Origin of the sequence: Psychrobacter urativorans (assembly GCF_904846675.1) — a bacterium.
In the GTDB taxonomy this organism is placed as follows: Bacteria; Pseudomonadota; Gammaproteobacteria; order Pseudomonadales; family Moraxellaceae; genus Psychrobacter; species Psychrobacter urativorans_B.
In genome coordinates this window covers 46,151-68,520 of record NZ_CAJHBT010000008.1, presented here as the reverse complement: position 1 = coordinate 68,520, position 22,370 = coordinate 46,151, and the positions used below count along the sequence as shown (strand labels likewise).

Genomic DNA, 22,370 nt, shown 5'->3' with positions numbered 1-22,370 from the left:
GCGCTGATTATTAAATGCTAAACGCTTGGTTAAAATTAAGAAAGGGTAGTGTTTATAACGCTAAATTTTAAATATAAGAGGCAAAGTGCTATCTATAGAGACATAGCGGATTCATAAACAATAATAAAAAGGGGTCAATCAATAATAAAGGACTTGGGTGCGAAACGCTACTCAAGGCGTTCTAGAATCGCCGTCTCAAACCACGGCAGCTCTGCTTTATCCGCTTCTAGCTTTGCAATAACGGCCAATGCATGAGTCGCTGGTAGGTACTGGTAGTCGGCGCTAGTATCAATAGCAAGTAACTGTTCATCATCATCGCTGGCTTCATCAATACTAACTAGCGTCTGCTTGCCATTTTTATAGAGCACATCAATACGGCCAAAAAACTGCCAGTCTTTAAAGGCGGCAGTAACGGCTTCTTCTGCGCTTTGAGTATAAATCTGCTGCGTGCTCTTACCCGTATTGGTCCAATGCAAACGTACCGCCAATTGCAATGCTTCACTGAAAATGACTAATGAACCAACAACTTTCACATGCCAAGGACTTACCAATAAATCGTCTGCAATACCAATCAGTTTGGCAGCAGCAGCAGCAGTCATCGGGGTATTAAATTGCGCCAGCAAGACCGGCGTTAGTGGATACGCCTGTTTAATAGAGTCGTCCAAGCTATCATAGTGATATAAGAACAGCAATGGCATGTCTTGCGTGATTGTCTTTTTACTTATTTTGCAATTATGAATACGCCAGCTAATAGCCGTATCGGTCAATGCCTGTGCCAAGATAATCGTGTTTGGATCAATTTTATTATTGTTGCTATCAGCATCTGACTCTTGCGCCTCGCTATTTGAAGTAGGCGCTGCTATAGCATTGATTGGTTCTAGGTAAGGTTCAGTATGTTCTGATAATTGAGTTGGCAAGGCAGTCAAATCCATAAACGTAGGTTAGAAAGGTAATACCTTAATATAACATTTAAACCGCCATATTCATCAATAAATTAGCGTATTTAAACAATCGACGTTATCATCTGCCTTACAAACGCATGCTTTATGTCAATTCTAACGTTTAAACGCTTATAAAAGCGTAACTTGTACTGTCATAGAGTTTCGTCCATTATATTCTAGCTAACATACACCATACCGATAATGAATAACTAATGAAGGGATAATTCAATGAGCCAGCCTAGTAATAATACCCAAGCCGCTTATGACGACAACAACCTCTTTGCCAAAATGCTTAATGGCGATATTCCATGCCACAAGGTTTATGAAGATGACAAAACGTTGGCCTTTATGGATATTATGCCACAAGCAGAAGGTCATGTATTAGTAATACCGAAGCAAAAAGCCATTGATTTGGGTGACCTTGAACCCGAGTACGCCGCTGCTGTACTCATGACGTCCAAGAAAGTCATGCTAGCCCAGCGTCAAGTCTTCGCGCGTGAAGGTATTATCCAAATGCAGTTAAATGGCGCACAGGCAGGACAAACCGTCTTTCACTATCATGTGCATCTTATTCCTACCAATATTCATGAGCTGGGACGTCATGCGGCGACAGAAGCTGACCATGCAAAACTTGCTGCTACTGCTAAACAGCTTGCCGCTGTGATTAATGCCTAATTTACGAATAATGAGATAGCGAGTAATGCTATTGATTTTTAAAATTTTAGCAGAATAGTCTAAGTTTTTTAATGGGTATAATGAGGCAGCTGACAAGTTGCCTTTTTTATTGCTGGGTAACAGTCATGTAATATTCGTTAAAATAGTGTTACAAATATCAAGCTGCGCTGGGGTTCACGGCAAGATTATGGTACACATTACTTTTATTTGGGCATTATCGCCCCTTGCGCCTTAGTGATTTCACTTTCTTAATATAAGATTGGTTATTTAAAGTCATTTAAATTAGGCGCTTTTGCTTTGAGGAAACCCCTTTTTATGAGTAAGCTCTCACGCTCCACTATTTTGCTGCCGGTATTTGTGCCGGCAGCTATCATTATGTTGTTGTTAGTGATTGGCACCGCTATTAACCCTGAAGCTGCTGGTGAATTGTTTAGCACCGTGCTGAACTTTACCACCGATACTTTTGGGTGGTTCTACATGCTGGCAGTCGCCATATTTTTAATGTTTATTATCGTATTGGCATTTTCGCCTTATGGTAGTATTAAGCTCGGGCCTGACCATGCTGAGGCGGAATACAAATTCCTCGAGTGGTTTGCCATGCTATTCTCAGCGGGTTACGGCATTGCCTTATTGTTCTTTGGGGTCGCTGAGCCTGTGCTACATTTTGCCAGTCCGCCACTGTCGGATCCGCAGACTATTGCAGCAGCAAAAGAAGCGATGCAAATTGCTTATTTTCATTGGGGCTTTCATATTTGGGCCATTTACGGGGTAGTAGGGTTGTCACTGGCGTATTTCTCCTTTCGTCATGGCTTGCCATTATCGATACGCTCAACCTTATATCCTATAATCGGGGACAAAATCTATGGCCCTATCGGGCATACGGTGGATGTGTTTGCGATTTTGGGTACCATGTTTGGACTTGCAACCAGCTTAGGGCTGTCGGTATCGCAAATTAATGCCGGTTTAAACTATTTGCTGCCAGATATGATTCCGGTGAGTACCACGGTCCAAGTCATTATTATTGCGCTGGTTACTGCAGCGGCTCTGGTATCGGTGCTGGCAGGGATGGATAAAGGCGTAAAGCGGCTGTCTATTCTGAACATGTTGCTAGCGACTGCGCTGATGTTGTTTGTATTTATCGTGGGTCCGACCATATTTATCCTGAATGCCTTTATGGAAAATACTGGTGGCTATTTGGGCAATATTGTTGAGCGTACCTTTAGCTTACAGGCGTATCAGCTCAGTGATTGGATCAGTAACTGGACGCTATTTATCTTTGCATGGACGATTGCATGGTCGCCGTTTGTCGGTCTGTTTATCGCCAAGATTAGCCGTGGTCGCACCATTCGAGAGTTTGTAGTCGGTGTGATGTTGGTACCAACCATCTTTACCTTCTTTTGGTTTGCAGTGTTCGGCGATACCGCGCTACATATGATTATGTATGATGGCTACACCTCATTAATTTCTGATGTGCAAAATAACCAAGCGATTGCCTTATTTAAATTGTTAGAAAACTTACCCTTTACTGAGTTTGTTTCTTCATTAACGGTATTATTAATCATTACCTTCTTTGTGACCTCATCGGATTCAGGCTCATTAGTTATTGATTCGTTGGCTGCTGGTGGACGTAGTGATACGCCATGGTGGCAGCGCTCGTTTTGGGTAATAACTGAAGGGGCTGTGGCAGCTGTGCTACTTCTTGCTGGTGGTCTAACGGCCTTGCAAACCGCCGCCGTTGTGAGTGCATTACCCTTTGCGATTATTATCCTTATTTCTATATTTGGCATGTGGAAGGCATTGCGAATTGAAGGACATCGTAACCAAAGTCTTGGCAACGATAACAGACTGCCGCCGCATTTGCTCAAGCCGTCTGCATGGCGTGATCGTATTGATTATATAACCGAACAGCCAACTCGCGATAAAGTCTTAAGCTATATCCAAGAAGTGATCATGCCTTCAATGATTGAGGTATCTGCTAAGTTTGTGGAAACCGGCTGGACGACTGATGTCAATTATGATGCCGCTAATAATCGGGCGGTACTAGAGTTACAACGCGGCGAGGATATCGAGTTTTGGTATGAGGTGCGATTATCTGAGCATGATATACCGGACTACTATACAGAGGACATGGCCAATGACTTGTCGCAAGAGCATCATCATCGCGCTGAGGTTTATCTGCGCCGTGGTGGTCAGACTTATGACTTGTATGGCTATGAGTCCGAGGCAGTCATTAATGACATTATTGACCAATTTGAGAAGTACTTACACTTCTTAAATGTCTCGCCAGACAGTCTACCGTGGCGTATGCAAGAGCATGATGATGATATTACGCTGGAACAAGGCAGTGTATTTGATAAATAAAGTCTTTACTGAGGTATGATTTAATTGATTTTTTTAAAGTTTTAGTATTAAATGCTTAGTTTTTCCAACAAACAAAAAAGGCAGCTGACAAGTTGCCTTTTTTGTTGTATAGCAATAGACCCAACCTTGTTCCGAGACAGTTTTAACCATCGATAGCGTCTATTTGTGATTATCAAATATGCTTTAATACTTTGAGGAAAACTCTTTTTAGAGGCTGATATTCAAAGTCTGTTTAAAGATTTTATTTCTGTGAGACCGTTTTATGAGTAAGCTTCCCCGATCTACTATTCTGCTGCCAGTATTTGTACCGGCAGCAGTCATTATTATACTGCTGGTCATAGGTACCTCTCTTAATCCCGAGGCGGCTGGCGCGTTATTTGGTAACGTGCTTAATTTTATGACTGACACCTTTGGCTGGTTTTATTTGCTGGCAACGGCATTGTTTTTGATGTTTATTATTGTGCTGGCATTTTCGCCTTATGGCAGTATTAAGCTGGGGCCGGATCATGCGGAGCCAGAATATAAATTTGGCGAATGGTTTGCGATGTTGTTTTCAGCTGGTTACGGGATTGCATTACTGTTCTTTGGGGTCGCGGAGCCCATACTACATTTTGCCAGTCCGCCACTGTCGGATCCGCAGACTATTGCGGCAGCAAAAGAGGCGATGCAGATTGCTTATTTCCATTGGGGTTTTCATATTTGGGCCATTAACGCTGTGGTTGCGTTAACGTTAGCCTATTTCTCCTTTCGTCACGGACTGCCATTGTCCATGCGTTCAACCTTGTATCCTATCATTGGCGACAAAATCTATGGTCCTATAGGACATACGGTGGATGTGTTTGCGATTTTGGGTACTATGTTTGGTCTGGCAACCAGCTTAGGCATTTCTGTCTCACAAATTAATGCCGGGTTAAACTATCTGCTACCCGATTTGATTCCGGTTAATAGTACAGTACAGGTCATCGCTATCGCGTTAATCACCGCAGCGGCACTGGTATCAGTGCTTGCTGGGATGGATAAAGGTGTGAAGCGGCTCTCTATTTTGAATATGGGACTAGCGACGGCGCTAATGCTGTTTGTGTTTATCGTTGGGCCGACCATCTTTATTCTGAATGCCTTCATGGAAAATACGGGCAGCTATCTTGGCAGTATCGTCGAGCGTACCTTTAGCTTGCAAGCTTATCGGCTCAGTGACTGGATTAGTAACTGGACGCTATTTATCTTTGCATGGACAATTTCGTGGGCGCCTTTCGTCGGTCTGTTTATTGCCAAAATTAGCCGTGGTCGCACTATTCGTGAGTTTATTGTTGGTGTGATGTTGGTACCAACCCTCTTTACCTTTTTCTGGTTTGCAGTGTTTGGGGATACGGCGCTACATATGATTATGGTTGATGGTTACACCTCATTAATCACTGATGTACAAGACAACCAAGCGATTGCCTTATTTAAATTATTGGAAAACTTACCCTTTACCCAAATTGTGTCTTCACTCGCAGTGATGCTGATTATCACTTTTTTTATAACCTCGTCAGATTCAGGCTCCTTGGTCATTGATTCATTAGCAGCAGGCGGTCGCAGCGATACACCAGCATGGCAGCGCACATTTTGGGTGGTGGCGGAAGGGTTGGTCGCCTCCGTATTACTGCTCGCAGGTGGCCTGACAGCGCTACAAACGGCGGCTATCGTCAGTGCGCTACCATTTGCAATTATTATGCTGATGGCGATGTTTGGCATGTGGAAGGCATTGCGAATTGAAGGGTATCGTAATCAAAGCTTAGGGAGCAATAATAGGATACCGCCGCATCTGCTTAAGCTATCATCATGGCGTGACCGGATTGATTATCTTAATGATCAGCCAACGCGTGATAAGGTTTTGAGTTATATTAAAGAAATAGTGATGCCATCAATGGTCGAAGTGTCTACCAAGTTTGGGGAAACCGGCTGGACGACTGAGGTCAATTATGATGTGGTCAATAATCGTGTGGTATTAGAGCTACAACGCGGTGATGATGTTGAGTTTTGGTATGAGGTTCGCTTGTCTGAGCATGAGGCACCGGATTATTATACTGAGGAGGGCGCGGATGAGTTAGCGCAACAGCATGACCATCGCGCTGAAGTGTACCTGCGACGTGGCGGTCAGATCTATGATTTATATGGTTATGAGTCTGACGCAGTCATTAATGACATCATTGATCAGTTTGAGAAATACTTACACTTCATAAATATCTCACCAGATACTTTGCCGTGGCGTATGCAGGAGCACGATGATGATATTACCTTAGAGCAGGGTAGTGTGTTTGATAAATAAGTTATTCAGGTTAATAACTTGCAATATGCGTAAGAATGCATAGAATAACGGCTTGTTTTCATTGCAAATCAAGCCGTTTTTTATGTCTATAAATACTTCAGATGATCGTTCTCCACCAGCAGGTAACTCTATGCTGCAAGTAAAAAATAATAATGACCATCCTTTATTGCAGCCATTGATAATTGGCGGATTAACGATTGAAAACCGTTTAATAGTGGCACCGATGGCAGGGGTAACTGACAATCCCTTTCGTAAACTGTGTAAGTCGTTTGGTGCTGGTCATGCCGTTAGTGAAATGATAATTGCCGATACCGCGCTTTATGCGCGTAAAAAATCGCTATATCGTGCCAATTTCGACGGTGAAATTGCGCCCATCTCAGCACAAATAGCGGGAGCAGAACCCGATAAATTAGCTGAAGCGGCCCGCTATCAGATCGATAATGGTGCACAGATTATTGATATTAATATGGGCTGTCCAGCTAAAAAAGTCTGCCGTAAGCTGGCAGGTTCAGCACTATTACAAGATGAAGACTTGGTTGCGCGCTTGCTCGATACCGCAGTCAATGCCGTTAATACACCCGTAACGTTAAAGACGCGACTGGGCTATGAAAACGGACGCGAGAACATCCTGCGAGTGGCGCGCCGTGCTGAGCAGGCAGGTATTGCCGCCATTGCGATTCATGGGCGCACCCGCGAAGATATGTATACTGGGGAGGCGCGCTACGAGCTGATTCGCGAAGTTAAAGAAAGCATCAGTATTCCAGTAATTGCTAATGGTGATATTGATAGCGCGCAAAAAGCCCAGCGCGTTTATGAGTTAACCGGCTGTGATGCGGTGATGATAGGGCGCGCTGCGCAAGGACAGCCATGGATATTTCGCGATATTGAGCACTTCTTGCGTACTGGCGAGATGCTTGCTGCACCTAGTGTCAGCGAGATTAAAGAGATTGTACTGGCTCATTTGCAAGAGCTGTATGACTTCTACGGCGAATATTCAGGCTGCCGTATCGCCCGCAAGCATATCGCTTGGTATACCACGGGTATTCCTAATTCTAACGCCTTTCGCCAAGCGATGTATGGTGAAGAGAGCACCGCTGGACAGTTCCGCGTGGTAGCAGAGTTTCTGCGTGCTCATGAATGATTTTAAAGTTAAATAACTTCAGAGCTCAACAGTTTTGAAGTTATTTAAATCCGCTTTAATATAAAATCATCTTAATAATGGCTCATGAATCTGAAGATTCAGCTAACCAAAGATGTTCCATAATATCAAAAACAGGCCTGCCATGATGATAGCAATAACTAATAGCCGCTTGGCCCAATAGGGTATGAGCCGCTTTTTATAACCTAAATTATTGAGTTGACTATCAACGCCGCTTTGCAGACTTTTAAAGCCTTGTTCATCGGGAGTGGTCTTAACCCGATTTTTAATCAGTTGCTCTTGGTGAATCTTGTCGGACTGCTCTCTATCAAAGCTCAGCGCCTCGTTCGGAATCCCTTGTTTACTGGCAATAGTGGTTAGTTTTTGCTGCTGCTTCACCTTAAGCTCAGTCTCATAAGCATCAATACGGACTTTTGCAGCGTCCATACTGATATTTTCATCTTCAGCTAAGGTTTTAATGGCCATCACTAGGTTGTTCTTTTCGATCATCATCATGACGGCTTTGGGCAGCTTGGCGTCTATTGGTTTTAAGTTGGGATCAGAGTTGAACATGGTTATCCTTTATGGTTATTCTTATCGTCTACTGGCGCGAACATGCGTACTTATAATATAAGTTATTATAGCAACTTTATATCAGCAACTTTATACACATAAAACGTATGCAAAAAAATACCGCAATCATTTCGATGATTGCGGCAAATTTGGGTGCGACTATTTTTATAAAAAATGATGACTTACTTGTCTTTCCAGCGTTGGATAGATTTTTTAATTACTTCTTTCGCTTCAGCCACATCGCCCCATGATTCGACCACGGTGCTGCCTTTTTTCTTAAGATCTTTATAGTGGCTGAAGTGGAAATGTAACTGCTTAATCAGCTGCTCAGGTAGGTCTTCTAAACTGTTATAAGCGTTGCCGTTGTTACGATCATCGGCGGGAACGACTACTACTTTGTCATCGACTTCGCCATCATCGACGAATTTCATTATACCGATAACTTTGGCTTTTAAGAAAATCCCCGTAGTTAAAGGATGCTCAGTGATGATTAGCGTGTCAAGCTCATCGCCATCTTCATCAAGGGTTTGCGGGATAAAACCATAGTTGCAAGGTTTAGCAAAAATCTGTGGGTCAATACGGTCCAGCTCAAATACGGCCAACTCGCGTTTCCATTCGATCTTTTGATTGCTGCCCGTTGGAATTTCAACGACCACGTTAATGATACCGCTGTCGACGTCGCCTGCATCTAAAATTTTATTAAAATCTGCCATAAAGTACTCCTAGCTGCTTTTGTTATGAATGGTTGAAAGATAGAGGATTGGTAAAAATAATAATCTTGCTTGCCATTTATCTTATGGTTAAGCAAAAAACTATAGGCACGGCAAGGATAGATATTGCTGCGACTAATTTGTGTCGCCTGTGAGTATAACAAGTTTGGATTCGTTTTTCTCGTTATGCTTAAGTCTAAGCGGGCACGATATTATGCAGAATAAGACTCAGCATGTTAAATCCGCTATAAATATTATGGTTAAGTCTCTATTTAGAGGAGGCTGTTAGGCGTAACTCGATTAATCCTGAGTGACGCTGAGTGATATTATCGATGAGTTTTTGGGTGATTTGCTCATAGCTTAGTAATTCATTGATATTCTCATTTATTGTCGAAAAGTCTGACAACCTTAGCATTTGCATTCCAGCATAACCACAAGGATTAATAGCATTAAAGGCGGACAAATCACAATTGATATTGAGCGCAATACCGTGGTAGCTAAAGCCATGCTTGATCTTAAAGCCCAGCGAGGCAATTTTACCGAGCATAATAGCGCTACTATCATCATCAGCAGCTGGCGTATGAGAGCGTTCGTCACCATTTTCGCTATCAAGCTTGTCAGTACTGTCAGACGAATTCGCATATAAATATACGCCTGGAGCATCACGGCGGGCATGCGCGCTGATTTTACTATGCGTATCATTGGGTGCTGAATAATGACTTAGGCAAGCATTGACCACATCTTCTATTGCTTGCTCGGCATGGGAGACTAAGTTGCGCACGCTCCAGCCCAGACTATGCAAATCAAACAGCCAATAAACGACCAGCTGTCCATGACCGTGCCAGGTGACTTGTCCACCGCGATCAGTTTTAATAATAGGCGTATCGGTACGCTGCAAGATATGCTCTTCTCTGCCAGCTTGTCCAAGAGTATAAACATCGTTATGATCGACAATCCATAGCTCATCAGGTGTGCGCAAGCCTTGTTCTTTTTTTAAGGCGATGCGTTCTAAAGTACGCGCTAGCATGGCTTCATGAGTGGGATTATAGTCGGCGGCTATCAGGGTTTTACTAATTAGAGTATTATTGATAACAGTATCATTCATTTGTTGGGTCATTAGGATAGGTGTCTTATTTTTTATCGTTTATGAATGCTATTGAGTGTAGCAGTTTTTAATATTATCTCCCAAGTTTAAATCAGGATGAGTTTTGATAATGAGGTAGCAGTTACGTTTATGAAAAGCCAAAAATAATTTTATACAGCCTTACCAGTATGCCAAACGCCCTTTCTATTCATTAATCAATACGCTACATTAAATAGCAACTGGCTAGAGCATATTGACTCTAGCTCATATGACAAGGACGACTCATGACCGATAACAACCAGACCACCAGCAATACTGACTCTGTGCTTAGTACGATTACGAGCATTAAGCAGCTGCAAGCGCAGTTTTCGCGTCTGCAGGCGCTTAGTCGCACTCAGCCAATTCTGGATTGGGCCACTCGCGCCACTCAACTAGACAATTTAGACGCGCTATTAAGTGATAATCAAACCAGTTTAGCGCAAGCCATTAGCGTCGACTTTGGGCATCGTAGCGTGTCAGAAACCCAGTTTGCTGAATTATTTCCAAGCTTTACAGGCATCAGTCATGCCAAAAAGCATGGCAAAAAATGGATGAAAACCTACCGCGCTTCTATCTCACCGCTATATTTACCGGCCCATAACGAAATTCAGCCGCAGCCATTGGGCGTGGTAGGTATTATGGTACCGTGGAATTATCCCTTATATTTAGCGATAGGGCCGATGATTGATGCGTTAACTGCTGGTAATCGGGTGATGATTAAGATGAGCGAGTCGGCGCCGCAATTTGCAGATGCCTTTGCTGAAGCCGTTGCTCATTATTTTTCAGCGGATATGGTTTGTGTGGTAATCGGCGAGGTTGATATTGCCGAAGCCTTTAGTAAACTGCCTTTTGACCATTTACTATATACCGGTTCGACTGCAGTAGGCAAAAAAATAATGGCTGCTGCAGCTCCCAATTTAACCCCAGTAACCCTTGAGCTGGGTGGCAAATCTCCCGTTATTGTAACGCATGATGTCAATCTTGAAAGTATGGTCAATCGGGTCATGATGGGTAAAACTCTCAACGCGGGGCAAACTTGTATTGCCCCTGACTATGTGCTTATTCCGCGCCAGTATCATGAGCGTTTTATTAGTTTAGCAAAAGAGTGGATGCAAGAGCACTATCCTAATATTGATAACAACCAAGATTACACTCATATCATCAACCACGCACAATTCAAACGGGTACAAGGTTATCTGCAAGACTTACCAGCGGATAGTATTCATCAGTTAACGGACGTTGCTGTCAATACTGAGACCCGTTTAATGCCGCCAGTTATTGTCACTGAACCTGCCGCTGACAGTGATGTAATGCAAAACGAGATATTCGCGCCGATTCTACCGCTGATACATTATGAAACCCTTAATGATGCCATTCAGTTTGTTAATGCGCGTCCGCGTCCATTAGCACTCTATGTGTTTGGTAATGATGATGACGATATTGAAAAAGTCCGCACCCATACAGTGTCGGGCGGTGTTTGTGTCAACGAGGTCATCATTCATGTGGCGCAGCATGATTTGCCATTTGGCGGGGTTGGGCATTCTGGGATTGGCGCTTATCATGGCAAAACCGGTTTTGAGCGTTTCAGCCATATGAAACCCGTCTTTGTACAAGCCAAAATAAATGGTATGAATCTGCTCTTGCCACCTTATGGCGAGCTGTTCAAGAAAGGCATGGCATTGTTATTAAAATAAATTCTATTCAATTATGACTATTTCATTGTAATAGCGTCTATTAATTTAGGCGCTATTTTTTTATAAATTATTTAACTAAAAATATTGCTTAATAATCATTAAATAAAAGTTTGTTATCAATAACATAAATCGCTACACTTCATAGTAAGACTAAACGCTAATGAGAGTATGTTTCTATTTACTATCGAACATAAGCTTTGGCACGCTCTCATAAATATCCGAATAACTATAATATTAATAGCTACAATATCAATAACCACATTAACGATAACATAAATAGGATTTGCCGTGCGCCAATGGATTGCGTTAAGTTTACTATTGATAAGCTCACTATTATTGTCCCTCTCCGCATCGGCAGCCTTGGCAACATCGCCGGCATGTACAACGCCGATTAAATTCGGTGCGTTGACGTGGGAAAGTGGTCAATTCACTACGGGTATCCTGAAATATATTGCTGAGAGTGGCTATAATTGCACTATTGAAGAAGTACCAGGAGCAGGTCCTGCGCTGGAGAGCGCCTTATCTCAAAATGATATTCAAGTTATCGGTGAGCAGTGGGTAGGGCGATCGCCTATTATGGAACAGGCCATTAATGATAATAAGGTGGCTGTGATTGGTGACACACTGAAAGGCGGTGCGACCCAAGGCTGGTACGTTCCTAAATATGTGATGGAGGACAATCCCGGTCTACGTCGTTATCAAGACTTACCAAAATACGCTGAGCTGTTCAAAGACCCTGAAGACCCAAACAAATCAAGGTTTATGAACTGTCCGTCAGGCTGGGCATGTGAAATTTTTAATACTCGTCTACTTAAGAATACCGGTCTGGATACGACCTTTAATAATGTCCATCCCGGAACGGGCGCTGCACTTGATGCGGAGATTGCCTCTGCTTTTGAGCAGCGTAAACCATTATTATTTTATTATTGGCAGCCGACAGGTTTAATCGCCAAATACGACTTTGCCGAACTTAATTTTCCCGCTCATAATGAAGCTTGCTGGCAAGACTTGCTACTGGCTAATGGCACCTCAGATTGTGTCTCTGGCGCGCCAGTATCACCACTTAAAATTGCGGTATCGACGCCTTTTCTTAATGCCAATCCCGAGCTGTCGGCGGTATTTGAAAAAGTGCAACTTACATCCGATGAGCTTAATGGCGCTATTTTAGAGATGAGTGAAAGTAAGCGCAGTGGTGATGAGCAAGCGCTTAAATTTTTGCGGGACAATCCGAATGTCTGGCAAGCGTGGCTGTCGGACGAGGCGGCTAATAACCTTGCCGCTGCAATTAATGTTAGTTTGACAGCAGATGGTGCTGGCAATACCAGCATCAATACACCGCTTAATACGACTGCAAAAACTAATAATATATTAGGGCTGTCATCAAGCTTTCCGTCATGGTCGCTTGAAACGCCGCTCAATGAGTCGTTAGACACGGTTGTCAGAAATTATGGCGATGTCTTTCGTAGTATTAGTAGAATCGCTTTGACCTATTTATTATTACCCATTGAGCGCTTTCTCACCTTCATTCCACCATGGTTAATCATTGCCTTAGTAGCGGTATTGGCATGGTTTGGGGTGCGCAAAATATGGTTTGCACTTGCTTGTGGGGTCGGGCTATTCTTGATTGGTGCCTTTGGTTTGTGGGGCGCATTGATCGATACCTTAGCCCTATTAATCATATCGGTATTGGTGACAGTGGTCATCGGTATCCCTATTGGTATTGCGATGTCTGGCAGTCGGTTGCTGAGCAAAATCATTACGCCGATACTTGATGTCATGCAAACCATGCCCAGCTTTGTATATTTAATACCCGTACTGATGCTCTTTGGTATTGGTAAAGTACCCGCGTTATTTGCTACCGTCATTTACGCTCTGCCACCGCTCATTCGCCTGACTACTTTAGGGATTACTCAAGTAAATCACGAAATGGTCGAAGCAGGACGCTCATTTGGTAGTACGCATTGGCAGCTATTAATTTGGATTAAACTACCACAAGCGCTACCGAATATAATGGCAGGGATTAATCAGGCGGTGATGATGTCGCTGGCGATGGTGGTGCTTGCCTCTATGATTGGTGCGCCCGGTCTTGGTGAGGACGTATTGCAGTCGATTCAGACTCTTAATATCGGTCAAGGCTTACAAGCGGGTACGGCAATCGTCATTGTGGCGATTATTATCGACCGTATTACCCAAGCCTTTGGCCAAGGTCGGCGTGCAAGACAAAAGACCATCAAAGCGGGTAGACGACAGATTGGTTAAAAGGTTCGTTTAGAGCTTATCTTCATAAGATGCAAAAACCAGTTGTTGCAAAACCAATTGCCGTAAAACTATAAAGAGAACAATGATGAATCATATTCGGTTAGAAAATATCAGTAAAATTTATAATGCTAACGCGGTCCAAGCACAGTCTGCAATGGCACTACTGGCCGAAGGTATGGATAGCATCGAAGTAAAATCTCAGACCGGATATTCGGTGGGGCTTTATGATATTAATTTAGCGATTAAAGCGGGCGAGCTGCATTGTATTATGGGGTTATCAGGTTCTGGGAAATCAACGCTGATACGTCACATCAATCGCTTAATTGATCCCAGCAGCGGTAAAATATGGGTCGATACGGCTATTGATGCGCAGACTAATATCGCAAACGATATTTCTCCAAAAGCTTTATCTTCAGCTCCTATTAATATTTTAGAGCTTGAAGAGAAAGCGTTACAGCAGTATCGTCAGCAAACGACCAGCATGGTATTTCAGCATTTTGGTTTAGTGCCGCATATGACTGTGATTCAAAACGTCGCCTATGGGTTACGCGTCCGTAAGATGAAGACCGCCGAGCGTCATGATATTGCACGGCATTGGCTTAATGAAGTCGGTCTGCTTAACTTAGAGCACAGCTATCCTGATGAGCTATCAGGCGGTATGCAACAGCGAGTGGGTCTGGCACGAGCTTTGGCCGCTGATACCCCAATTTTGCTTATGGATGAAGCATTTTCTGCGCTTGATCCACTTATTCGTTCCCAATTACAAGATCAATTGCTTGAGCTGCAAGCACGGCTTAATAAAACTATTGTATTTATCACTCACGATATTGATGAAGCGGTAAAAGTTGGTCAGCGTATTAGCATTTTAAATGGTGGACGTTTAATACAAACTGGGACTGCAGCCGACTTACGCCATCATCCTGCTGATGATTATGTAGCACAGTTTATGACGGCTAAATCATAAATAGCCTAAGTATATATTATAAGTTGCAAGTGTGAAACCATGATCTTTATTTTTATATTATCTTTTAATAATATCTGATTTTCCGCATTTATCCCTATATAGGTTGTGAACCGCAATTCAAATCTTCATTAATCTTCCTTCTATATTCGTGCTCTTACAGACCTGTTAAAAAAATGTGTCAGTGCGTATTTTACTGTTAACTTAAACTAAATTATAAATACTGCTTATTAATATTATCTAATGGTATTTATGGTCATATCCCTGTAATATCTACCTACAAATGAGGTTTCTTCTTAAATTTCTAAACTGTTTTTATTTTATAATATTTGTTTCTATAAAATCATTTTTTTATAAAGAACTATTATTGAATACCGTTATTACTTAGGAAGTCCTTGATAGGGCACTTTCAAGTAGATGATAAGCTCTCATGCAATATATAGCCGCAAGGCTTCGTAAAAAGGACATACAATGCCACATAAAAATCCTCGTAATGACCGAAATAATAGCGATACTAATTCAATGCTAGATTCAGCTTTAGAGTCGCAGCGTCAATCATCACGTTGGCTAAAAAACGTTAGTGCGTTTGGGGTAACCAGTGTACTAAGCGCAGGCATATTAATCGGTTGCGGTCAAATGAGTGGTGCGGAAAATAGTGCTAATAGTAGCTCTAAATCGGGCAGCCAAAATAGCGGCGTGACCAGCTCACGCGATATGCTGCCATCTGATATGCTCAAGCAAATGCAAGCGTTGCCGCAATTAACCAAAGGGCTTGGTGCGAATGGTGCTGCAGTCATTGATCCTAATAAGCCGACCTTGGTAAAGTTTTGGGCAAGCTGGTGTCCATTGTGCTTAGGAACGCTGGAAGAAACGGAAAGCTGGCGCACTGATCCTAAGTTTGCCGACCTCAACGTAGTGACGGTTGCCAGTCCTGGGCATCTGAATGAAAAAGCCGATGGTGAATTCAGTACTTGGTATGAAGGCGTGCAAGCGGATTATCCACAATTACCAGTATTGGTTGATGCCTCAGGCGAGCTCATTAATAAGCTGGGGGTACAGGTTTATCCAAGCTGGGCAATATTGGATAAAAACGGTAATTTAGTACATTTAGTTAAAGGTAACATGACCGCTGAGCAAGCTTATGCGTTGGCTGAAAATGCCGGCAATGACTTCGCTGAGCTTAAAAGCGGTAATATGAAACCGGCTGCAACTCAAGCGCTAGATAACAACAGTAAGATTGAAACCATTAAGCAAAAAGGTGACGTTTACTATAACGCTCAAGGCAAACCAATTAACACCCGCTCAATCTATCTTGCTGGTGGCTGTTTTTGGGGTATTGAAGCTTATATGGAACGCGTTGACGGTGTGGTAGATGCGGTATCAGGGTACGCCAATGGCGACGCTGATAAGGTAGACCCAAGTTACGAGCAGGTCATGCGCGGCTCTGGACATGCTGAAACGGTTAAGGTCACCTATGATGCCGATAAAACTGATCTCGATACCATACTGAAGTACTACTTCCGAGTGATTGATCCGACCAGCCTGAATAAGCAAGGTAATGATCGCGGCGTACAATATCGTTCGGGCATTTATTACACCGATAGCAAAGATAAAGCCGTCATTGATGCCGCCGTTAAAGAGCAACAAGGCAAGTATAAACAAAAAATCGTGGTAGAGAACGAGGCGTTAGATAACTTCTACGTGGCTGAGATGTATCATCAAGACTATCTTGCCAAAAATCCAAATGGATATTGCCATGTTGACTTAAGTCTTGCGGATGATAAGCCTGTCGGTACGGCCCGTACTAAGCTGGCCCCAGTTAATACCGTCGCTGAAACTTTAAATCCTAAGCGTTATGCGGCAGGGGATAAAAACGCACTCAAAAATACCTTGACCAAAGAGCAATATAATATCACCCAAAATGCGGGTACTGAGCGCGCGTTTAGTCACGAATATGATGATTTATTTGCGCCAGGTTTGTATGTTGATGTGGTAAGCGGTGAGCCGTTGTTCTTATCAACAGATAAATACGATTCACAATGTGGCTGGCCGAGCTTTACTAAGCCGATTGATATGCAAGTGATTACTCAGCATGACGATATGGCCTTTAATATGGCACGTACCGAGATTCGCTCACGAGTCGCTGATTCGCATTTAGGTCATGTATTCCCTGATGGCCCTAAAGATCGTGGTGGTTTGCGTTATTGTATCAATGGCGGGTCGCTACAATTCATTCCTGTGGATGTGATGCCGCAATCTGGCTATGCGCCATTGGTAAAATTGGTTAAATCCTAGTTATTAAGATTCATACGTTAGTTATTAATAGCCGCCGTATAATTATAGCCTAATTCATAAAAAAGGCGCTAAGATTCAATCTTAACGCCTTTTTTATGACAGGCATTTACGAGTTAATTTTATAGACGGCTTTATTAAACGTAGTAGTTTTGCTGCGATCAGTCCTGAACTCTGAAAATAGCAGCAAATGCCGTTATACTTAACGCCATTATCAATGGCTCGCTACGAGTTAGCGTTATCCATTTTTACCCTTATATGATGTCGCTTAACTTAATTAAGCGGTGTTTTTTTATTTTTGTGTTTAAGGCCGTAACATGATCGTTGCCCATGCCCCTATCATTACCTCGTTACTTGATAACGATTTATATAAATTCACAATGCTACAAGCCATGCTGCACCAGTTTCCACAAACCCATGGTGTTTATCGTTTTCGTTGTCGCAATAACAAAGATGCCGCTTATCCTCTTGCTGATATCAAGGAGGCACTTGAGAAGCAATTAGACAGCTTATGTAAATTGCGATTTTTACAAGATGAGCTTGATTATTTGCGTAACTTACGCTTTATGCGCTCAGATTTCGTTGACTATCTAGAACTATTCCAACTTAAACGTCGTTTCGTTACAGTGAGCACCGATGGTAAAGGGCGATTGTTTATCGATATTGAAGGCCCGATGATTCAAGCGATGTTCTTTGAAGTGTTTGTATTGGCTATCGTTAATGAGCTGTATTTTAATGCTTTAACAGACCCTAGCGTTATGGAAGAGGGGCAAAAGCGCTTGGACGAAAAGGTTGCGCTGTTACATAGCTATGCTCAGCAGCAAAAGACAGATGCACCGCCCTTTATCGTTGCTGATTTTGGGACGCGTCGGCGTTTTAGTAAACAGTGGCAGGCTCATGTGGTAGAAACTTTACATAAAGCAGAACCAGATATTTTCAGTGGTACATCCAATGTGCTGCTTGCCAAAACATTAGAGATGACTCCCATAGGCACAATGGCACATGAGTTTATGCAAGCTTTTCAGGCGTTAGATGTGCGCCTGCGCGACTCACAAAAAGCCGCTTTAGAGGCATGGGTCCATGAATATCGTGGAGATTTGGGTATTGCGCTGACTGATGTGGTCGGAATGGATGCATTCTTGCGTGATTTTGATCTTTATTTTGCCAAGCTATTTGATGGTTTGCGCCATGATAGTGGCGATCCATACATTTGGGGCGATAAAGCCATTGCCCATTACCAAAAATTAAAAATAGACTCAAAAACTAAAGTATTAACCTTTAGCGATGGGTTAAATTTAAATAAAGCTTGGGAGCTACATCAGTATTTTAAAGACCGCATCAAAACCAGCTTTGGTATTGGCACAAACTTGACCAATGATATGGGCCTAACGCAGATGAATATCGTCCTCAAACTGGTCGAGTGTAACGGTCAGCCGGTAGCTAAGCTATCTGATAGTCCTGGCAAAACCATGATTAATAACGATACCTATTTGGCTTATCTGCGCCAAGTATTTGAAGTCGATGAGCCTAAATAGATTTAACGGTCTAGATTATCAGTAACTTAGCTGGCGCTGTTATCAGTCTCTTCGGCAAAAGCAGCATCTAAAGCTTGTTGCACAGCGTTAATACGAGTCTCGCATACTCGATAAGCGGCAATAGACTCTTCAACGGTAGTCATTAAGTTATCAATATCTGGCTCATCTTGTTGCTGCAATTCAGCGGCATTGGTTTTTAGGATATCGTAAGCCGCCTTAAAGGTCTTTGGGGCGGCTTTTTTACGTTTGCGAGTGGCTGGTTTGGTTTGAGTGACGGTCATCATTTATCCTAATTTTTTAGATTTAAAGTTAACAACATAGTAGGTAGATCTTTCTATACCTTTAGCTTAGTTCATTATCATCTGATATGGATTCAATATCCGTGTCTCTTGTATCGGATATTTCGACCTGACTGATACGCGCAGTCGCCTGCCCGTCTTTTAATATAATTTTAACGGTTTGCTCAGAATAAAGCTGGGCGCTGCTGGTTAATATCTGCTTGCCTGTCTCATCGGTGAGCATGGTATAGCCTTGTTCCAGCACCCGTTCTGGGCGATGCAGAAGTACGATATCACGTAGATGTACGCTTTCTCGCTGCGCTTGTATAACATGCTGCTGAGCATAGTGCATGATTACTTGTTGATAATTAGCGCTGTCATTACGTGCTTTGCCTAGTTGTTGATAGGCAGCAGTCTGTACCTGCTTCTGCCAATCAGCTGTTAGTCGCGCGGCTTGTTTTACTTGCCGATGGGCACTTTGCTGAATACTTTGCCACGCAAAATTACTGTCCTTTTGCAAGGCAGTCAATTGGCCGATAGTCTGCGATTGTACTTGACTGAGTTGCCGCGTAGCTTGCTGTTCAGCTAGTTTTAATTGTCGCTGAGCGGCTTGTTTAATTTGCCCTTGGTAACCTAAAACTTGTGCTACTAATTGCGCTAAGTGGGCAAAAATGGCCGCAATGACTTTTGATGGGGTATCGAAGCTAATATGCGCGACTTCATCTAAAACGACCTTATCGCGCTCGTGACCAATGCCGACCCATACCGGAACGGGCTGTTCTGCAACCAGCGCGGCCAGCTCATAATCATTAAGATAGGCCAAGTCGCCAACTGCACCACCACCGCGAATAATAACCAGCAAATCTGGCAGACGCTGATAGGTCGTATAGAACTGCTGTTGGGCGCTAACAATCGCTTGGCGAATCTCCATTGGCGCATGATTACCTTGAAAGGTAGCGTGATGATAATGAAATTGACAAGCACCTGTACTGGCCAATCTATCAGCATCCGCTTGAAAATCACCTAATCCGGCAGCCTTTTCAGGAGCAATAACAATAACGTGCTCAATATCGAACGGGGCAGGTAATTGCTGATTGAGATGCATCAGTCCTTCACCGGTTAAGCGGTCTATCATCTCAGCGTATTGCCGGGCTAAATCACCTAAGGTATAGCTGGGGTCAATATCTTCAATAGTGAGTGAAAAGCCGTATTGCGGGTGAAAACCGGCGGACACTTTTAGTAATACCGTTAAATCACGGCTGAGTGGCATGCCGGTTGCACGCTCAAATTTTGCTAATACGCGCGCCGCTTTGAAGCGCCAAAGGTTACCACGGCAGCTCGCCACTACTTTGCCATCGTCGTCTTTTTCGGCCAACTCAAAGTAATAGTGCCCGCCTTTGCTAGATAGATTGCGAATCTCAGCTTTGACCCATACCCGATGCTCAAAGGTTTGCTTAACGACCATCTCTACCGCTGCTAAATAATCACTGAGACGCAGCACGGTATCTTCAAGATGGTTTTCAAGACTGCTTTCTTGCTCAGCAAGCTCAGCCTCTAAAGTCGCTAAATCCTTGGCAGGTACTATTACCTTAGCCGCCTTATCTTTTTTAGCGTTTGCATGTGCGAGATTAGCAAGATTGGGTTTGCGCATAATATTTGACCAAGAGGATATAGGGAGAATAAAATCTATAAAAGTTAGAAAAGATATAAAAGATATAAAGTATGAAGGTGCCAGCCTGATAGCTTAGCCTAAAATTAGGCAGACAAAAAGCTTGTTTATAAAAAATGTAGGTATAAAAGGCATCGCCAATAAAACTGCAATCAGGAATTTATCCTTATCCCATACTTATTGGCTGGAAGTCACTTCTTATCTAACAGCTAGAAAGTAGTTTGCTTTTAGAAAACTAAATAACAAACAATCAGAAAAAATAGCAATTATTATTCATTCAAAACAGTGATGCTAAATAGATTACTGACAACGGAAATTAATCTTATATTCATAATCATCATTGCGCGATAAGTCAGGTGAACCTGTACCTAACACACCACCCAATACGCCGCCTATTTGTCCAATCACACGACCAGTACGCTCACCTAAAATACCGTTATATTTGGCTTCATCATCGACAATAATTACTTGACGAGAGCCGCAATTTTTCTTCGCACTGTCGAGAGCATTTTGCTGCGCTTTGGCTTTTGTATCACTAATACCAGTGGTCTCATAAGTAGAGTCCGCGCGTTGAATAACGGGAGATAATGTAGTGGTTTGACAGGCACTCAAGGCCATCGCCACTGCTAAAGTGGCTGTCAAAGTAGCGGTTCTAGTAAAAGCGGCAGTTTTGATGAAAGTGTTCATAAAATTTTCCTATAAATGGGACAAAAATAAGAAATGGGTTAGAATTAATCAATAAACATAGAATCGGGCAGTAAGCATTATATATTTAACCTATTTATATCCTTAGCGTCTAGACGGTCATTGTGTGCGGTATTGCGGTCATGTTGCCTGCTCCTATTTACGAAGTGATGCTTAACAGGGTTTACTTATGCAGCATGCAATTTGCAGCAACTATTAATAGTTATTGGTTTGTATTAGACGTTAAATAAGGTAAACACGGTAGATACACAGCAAATGACTTGAAATATAAATCATATCTAGGATAATTAGCCCCTCCATTCTCAATTAGTAATGAAATATATGCCCTTAATTCCTGCTCCTGCTGGCGTGTTAGAAGTTGATGCGCTGTGGCAACAAGACAATCCTAATGATCCGAATACCGACACGGTAGCATTATTGTGTCATCCCAACCCCTTGTTTGAAGGGACGATGAATAATAAAGTCGTGACCACTATGTACCGTTTTGCCCGTGATAATGACATGCATGTGGTACGTTTTAACTTTCGCGGGGTTGGGCAATCGACTGGCGAGCATGACTATGCTGACGGTGAAGTGCTGGACGCAATGACCGTGCTACAATGGCTTGCAGGGCAGACTAATGCACGCAAACTATGGCTTGGCGGATTCTCTTTTGGCGGTTATGTAACGGCGCGTGTCGCTGAGCAAGTGCTGGTGTCGCCACAGGTGTGGGGCCTGAGTGATTTTGAGATTAATAAAGTTGCCCTCATCTCACCGTCAATAGAAAAAAATGACAGTAGTGATATCAGCTTACCCATCGACAAGACTTTTGAGATTTATGGTAATGCTGATGAGGTGATTGCACCGGCTAATATGCAAGCCTTTGCTGATAATTTGGGTATTGATGTCAGCGTGGTTGATGGCGCTGGACATTTCTTTCACGGGCGCTTGACTGAGTTGAAAAAGCTGTTAGAAAAGCATAGTTTTGGCAATACAGATTAATTACTGTGGATTAGTCTTTGCTCGCCCTGATTCAAAGTGTCATTTGTTATTAGCGTGTATTTCTATTTTTATGAAGTCATCAATGGTTGCATTTAATTGCTTACGATTATTGTTTGTTGGTTATACCTAAAGCCGTGTTAACCTAAAGAATGGACGTGATGAGCCAT

General features: G+C 42.8%; 17 protein-coding genes. 10 read left to right on the top strand and 7 right to left on the bottom strand.

Annotated features, from left to right (window positions below; genetic code table 11):
• Positions 1-167: 167 nt before the first annotated feature.
• The gene (locus JMY06_RS05670; protein ID WP_227672192.1) at positions 168-917 is read right to left on the bottom strand and encodes a hypothetical protein; all 750 of its coding nucleotides are present in this window, start codon (positions 915-917) and stop codon (positions 168-170) included.
• A 252-nt stretch (positions 918-1,169) separates the two neighbouring features.
• On the opposite strand from JMY06_RS05670, the gene JMY06_RS05665 reads away from it, so the two are divergent.
• The 4 genes from JMY06_RS05665 to dusB all read left to right on the top strand — a co-directional run bounded on the left by JMY06_RS05665 (position 1,170) and on the right by dusB (position 7,426).
• The gene (locus JMY06_RS05665; RefSeq protein WP_201617014.1) at positions 1,170-1,616 is read left to right on the top strand and encodes an HIT family protein; all 447 of its coding nucleotides are present in this window, start codon (positions 1,170-1,172) and stop codon (positions 1,614-1,616) included.
• A gap of 315 nt (positions 1,617-1,931) precedes the next feature.
• On the top strand, positions 1,932-3,977 hold the full coding sequence (locus JMY06_RS05660) for a BCCT family transporter (protein WP_201617012.1): 2,046 nt from the start codon (positions 1,932-1,934) through the stop codon (positions 3,975-3,977).
• 262 nt (positions 3,978-4,239) lie between these two features.
• Positions 4,240-6,285 carry a BCCT family transporter gene (locus tag JMY06_RS05655; RefSeq protein ID WP_201617010.1) on the top strand — a complete coding sequence of 682 codons (2,046 nt, stop codon included), beginning with the start codon at positions 4,240-4,242 and terminating at the stop codon, positions 6,283-6,285.
• A 130-nt stretch (positions 6,286-6,415) separates the two neighbouring features.
• On the top strand, positions 6,416-7,426 hold the full coding sequence (gene dusB / locus JMY06_RS05650) for a tRNA dihydrouridine synthase DusB (RefSeq protein WP_201617074.1): 1,011 nt from the start codon (positions 6,416-6,418) through the stop codon (positions 7,424-7,426).
• Between the two features lie 102 nt (positions 7,427-7,528).
• Here dusB and JMY06_RS05645 read toward each other — a convergent pair whose 3' ends face one another.
• The 3 genes from JMY06_RS05645 to JMY06_RS05635 form a co-directional block, all read right to left on the bottom strand.
• Positions 7,529-7,996: a hypothetical protein gene (locus tag JMY06_RS05645; RefSeq protein WP_201617008.1), complete on the bottom strand. Its 468-nt coding sequence runs from the start codon at positions 7,994-7,996 to the stop codon at positions 7,529-7,531.
• Positions 7,997-8,178: 182 nt separating this feature from the next.
• On the bottom strand, positions 8,179-8,709 hold the full coding sequence (locus JMY06_RS05640; RefSeq protein WP_201617007.1) for an inorganic diphosphatase: 531 nt from the start codon (positions 8,707-8,709) through the stop codon (positions 8,179-8,181).
• 265 nt (positions 8,710-8,974) lie between these two features.
• Entirely contained in the window at positions 8,975-9,811 is an 837-nt protein-coding gene (locus JMY06_RS05635) for a lipoyl protein ligase domain-containing protein (protein WP_227672191.1), read from the bottom strand.
• Positions 9,812-10,074: 263 nt separating this feature from the next.
• Between JMY06_RS05635 and JMY06_RS05630 the strand changes: the two genes are divergently transcribed.
• From JMY06_RS05630 to pncB, 5 genes are all read left to right on the top strand, one after another.
• Complete coding sequence (locus tag JMY06_RS05630; RefSeq protein ID WP_201617003.1) at positions 10,075-11,523, top strand: coniferyl aldehyde dehydrogenase; 1,449 nt, start codon at positions 10,075-10,077, stop codon at positions 11,521-11,523.
• Between the two features lie 288 nt (positions 11,524-11,811).
• Positions 11,812-13,782, top strand: coding sequence for a glycine betaine ABC transporter substrate-binding protein (locus JMY06_RS05625; protein WP_201617001.1), 1,971 nt, complete (start codon positions 11,812-11,814; stop codon positions 13,780-13,782).
• An 85-nt stretch (positions 13,783-13,867) separates the two neighbouring features.
• Complete coding sequence (locus JMY06_RS05620; protein WP_201526774.1) at positions 13,868-14,746, top strand: ATP-binding cassette domain-containing protein; 879 nt, start codon at positions 13,868-13,870, stop codon at positions 14,744-14,746.
• 468 nt (positions 14,747-15,214) lie between these two features.
• Positions 15,215-17,038, top strand: a complete 1,824-nt coding sequence (msrAB, locus tag JMY06_RS05615) for a bifunctional peptide-methionine (S)-S-oxide reductase MsrA/peptide-methionine (R)-S-oxide reductase MsrB (protein ID WP_227672190.1) — start codon at positions 15,215-15,217, stop codon at positions 17,036-17,038.
• Between the two features lie 314 nt (positions 17,039-17,352).
• Positions 17,353-18,570, top strand: a complete 1,218-nt coding sequence (pncB, locus tag JMY06_RS05610) for a nicotinate phosphoribosyltransferase (protein WP_201616999.1) — start codon at positions 17,353-17,355, stop codon at positions 18,568-18,570.
• Between the two features lie 26 nt (positions 18,571-18,596).
• On the opposite strand, the gene xseB is transcribed toward pncB, so the two are convergent.
• The 3 genes from xseB to JMY06_RS05595 form a co-directional block, all read right to left on the bottom strand.
• Positions 18,597-18,851, bottom strand: a complete 255-nt coding sequence (gene xseB, locus JMY06_RS05605; protein ID WP_201617070.1) for an exodeoxyribonuclease VII small subunit — start codon at positions 18,849-18,851, stop codon at positions 18,597-18,599.
• A gap of 61 nt (positions 18,852-18,912) precedes the next feature.
• Complete coding sequence (xseA, locus tag JMY06_RS05600) at positions 18,913-20,499, bottom strand: exodeoxyribonuclease VII large subunit (RefSeq protein ID WP_201616997.1); 1,587 nt, start codon at positions 20,497-20,499, stop codon at positions 18,913-18,915.
• 318 nt (positions 20,500-20,817) lie between these two features.
• Positions 20,818-21,204 (bottom strand): hypothetical protein, encoded by a 387-nt coding sequence (locus JMY06_RS05595; protein WP_227672189.1) that lies wholly within the window; start codon positions 21,202-21,204, stop codon positions 20,818-20,820.
• Between the two features lie 339 nt (positions 21,205-21,543).
• On the opposite strand from JMY06_RS05595, the gene JMY06_RS05590 reads away from it, so the two are divergent.
• Positions 21,544-22,203: an alpha/beta hydrolase gene (locus JMY06_RS05590; RefSeq protein WP_201616995.1), complete on the top strand. Its 660-nt coding sequence runs from the start codon at positions 21,544-21,546 to the stop codon at positions 22,201-22,203.
• Positions 22,204-22,370: the final 167 nt, after the last annotated feature.

Bases quoted from the DNA above. Each gene is read 5' to 3' on its own strand.
- JMY06_RS05665 (WP_201617014.1), top strand. From the start codon at position 1,170: ATGAGCCAGCCTAGTAATAATACCCAAGCCGCTTATGACGACAACAAC.
- JMY06_RS05660 (WP_201617012.1), top strand. From the start codon at position 1,932: ATGAGTAAGCTCTCACGCTCCACTATTTTGCTGCCGGTATTTGTGCCG.
- JMY06_RS05655 (WP_201617010.1), top strand. From the start codon at position 4,240: ATGAGTAAGCTTCCCCGATCTACTATTCTGCTGCCAGTATTTGTACCG.
- dusB (WP_201617074.1), top strand. From the start codon at position 6,416: ATGCTGCAAGTAAAAAATAATAATGACCATCCTTTATTGCAGCCATTG.
- JMY06_RS05645 (WP_201617008.1), bottom strand. From the start codon at position 7,996: ATGTTCAACTCTGATCCCAACTTAAAACCAATAGACGCCAAGCTGCCC.
- JMY06_RS05640 (WP_201617007.1), bottom strand. From the start codon at position 8,709: ATGGCAGATTTTAATAAAATTTTAGATGCAGGCGACGTCGACAGCGGT.
- JMY06_RS05635 (WP_227672191.1), bottom strand. From the start codon at position 9,811: ATGAATGATACTGTTATCAATAATACTCTAATTAGTAAAACCCTGATA.
- JMY06_RS05630 (WP_201617003.1), top strand. From the start codon at position 10,075: ATGACCGATAACAACCAGACCACCAGCAATACTGACTCTGTGCTTAGT.
- JMY06_RS05620 (WP_201526774.1), top strand. From the start codon at position 13,868: ATGAATCATATTCGGTTAGAAAATATCAGTAAAATTTATAATGCTAAC.
- msrAB (WP_227672190.1), top strand. From the start codon at position 15,215: ATGCCACATAAAAATCCTCGTAATGACCGAAATAATAGCGATACTAAT.
- pncB (WP_201616999.1), top strand. From the start codon at position 17,353: ATGATCGTTGCCCATGCCCCTATCATTACCTCGTTACTTGATAACGAT.
- xseB (WP_201617070.1), bottom strand. From the start codon at position 18,851: ATGACCGTCACTCAAACCAAACCAGCCACTCGCAAACGTAAAAAAGCC.
- xseA (WP_201616997.1), bottom strand. From the start codon at position 20,499: ATGCGCAAACCCAATCTTGCTAATCTCGCACATGCAAACGCTAAAAAA.
- JMY06_RS05595 (WP_227672189.1), bottom strand. From the start codon at position 21,204: ATGAACACTTTCATCAAAACTGCCGCTTTTACTAGAACCGCTACTTTG.
- JMY06_RS05590 (WP_201616995.1), top strand. From the start codon at position 21,544: ATGCCCTTAATTCCTGCTCCTGCTGGCGTGTTAGAAGTTGATGCGCTG.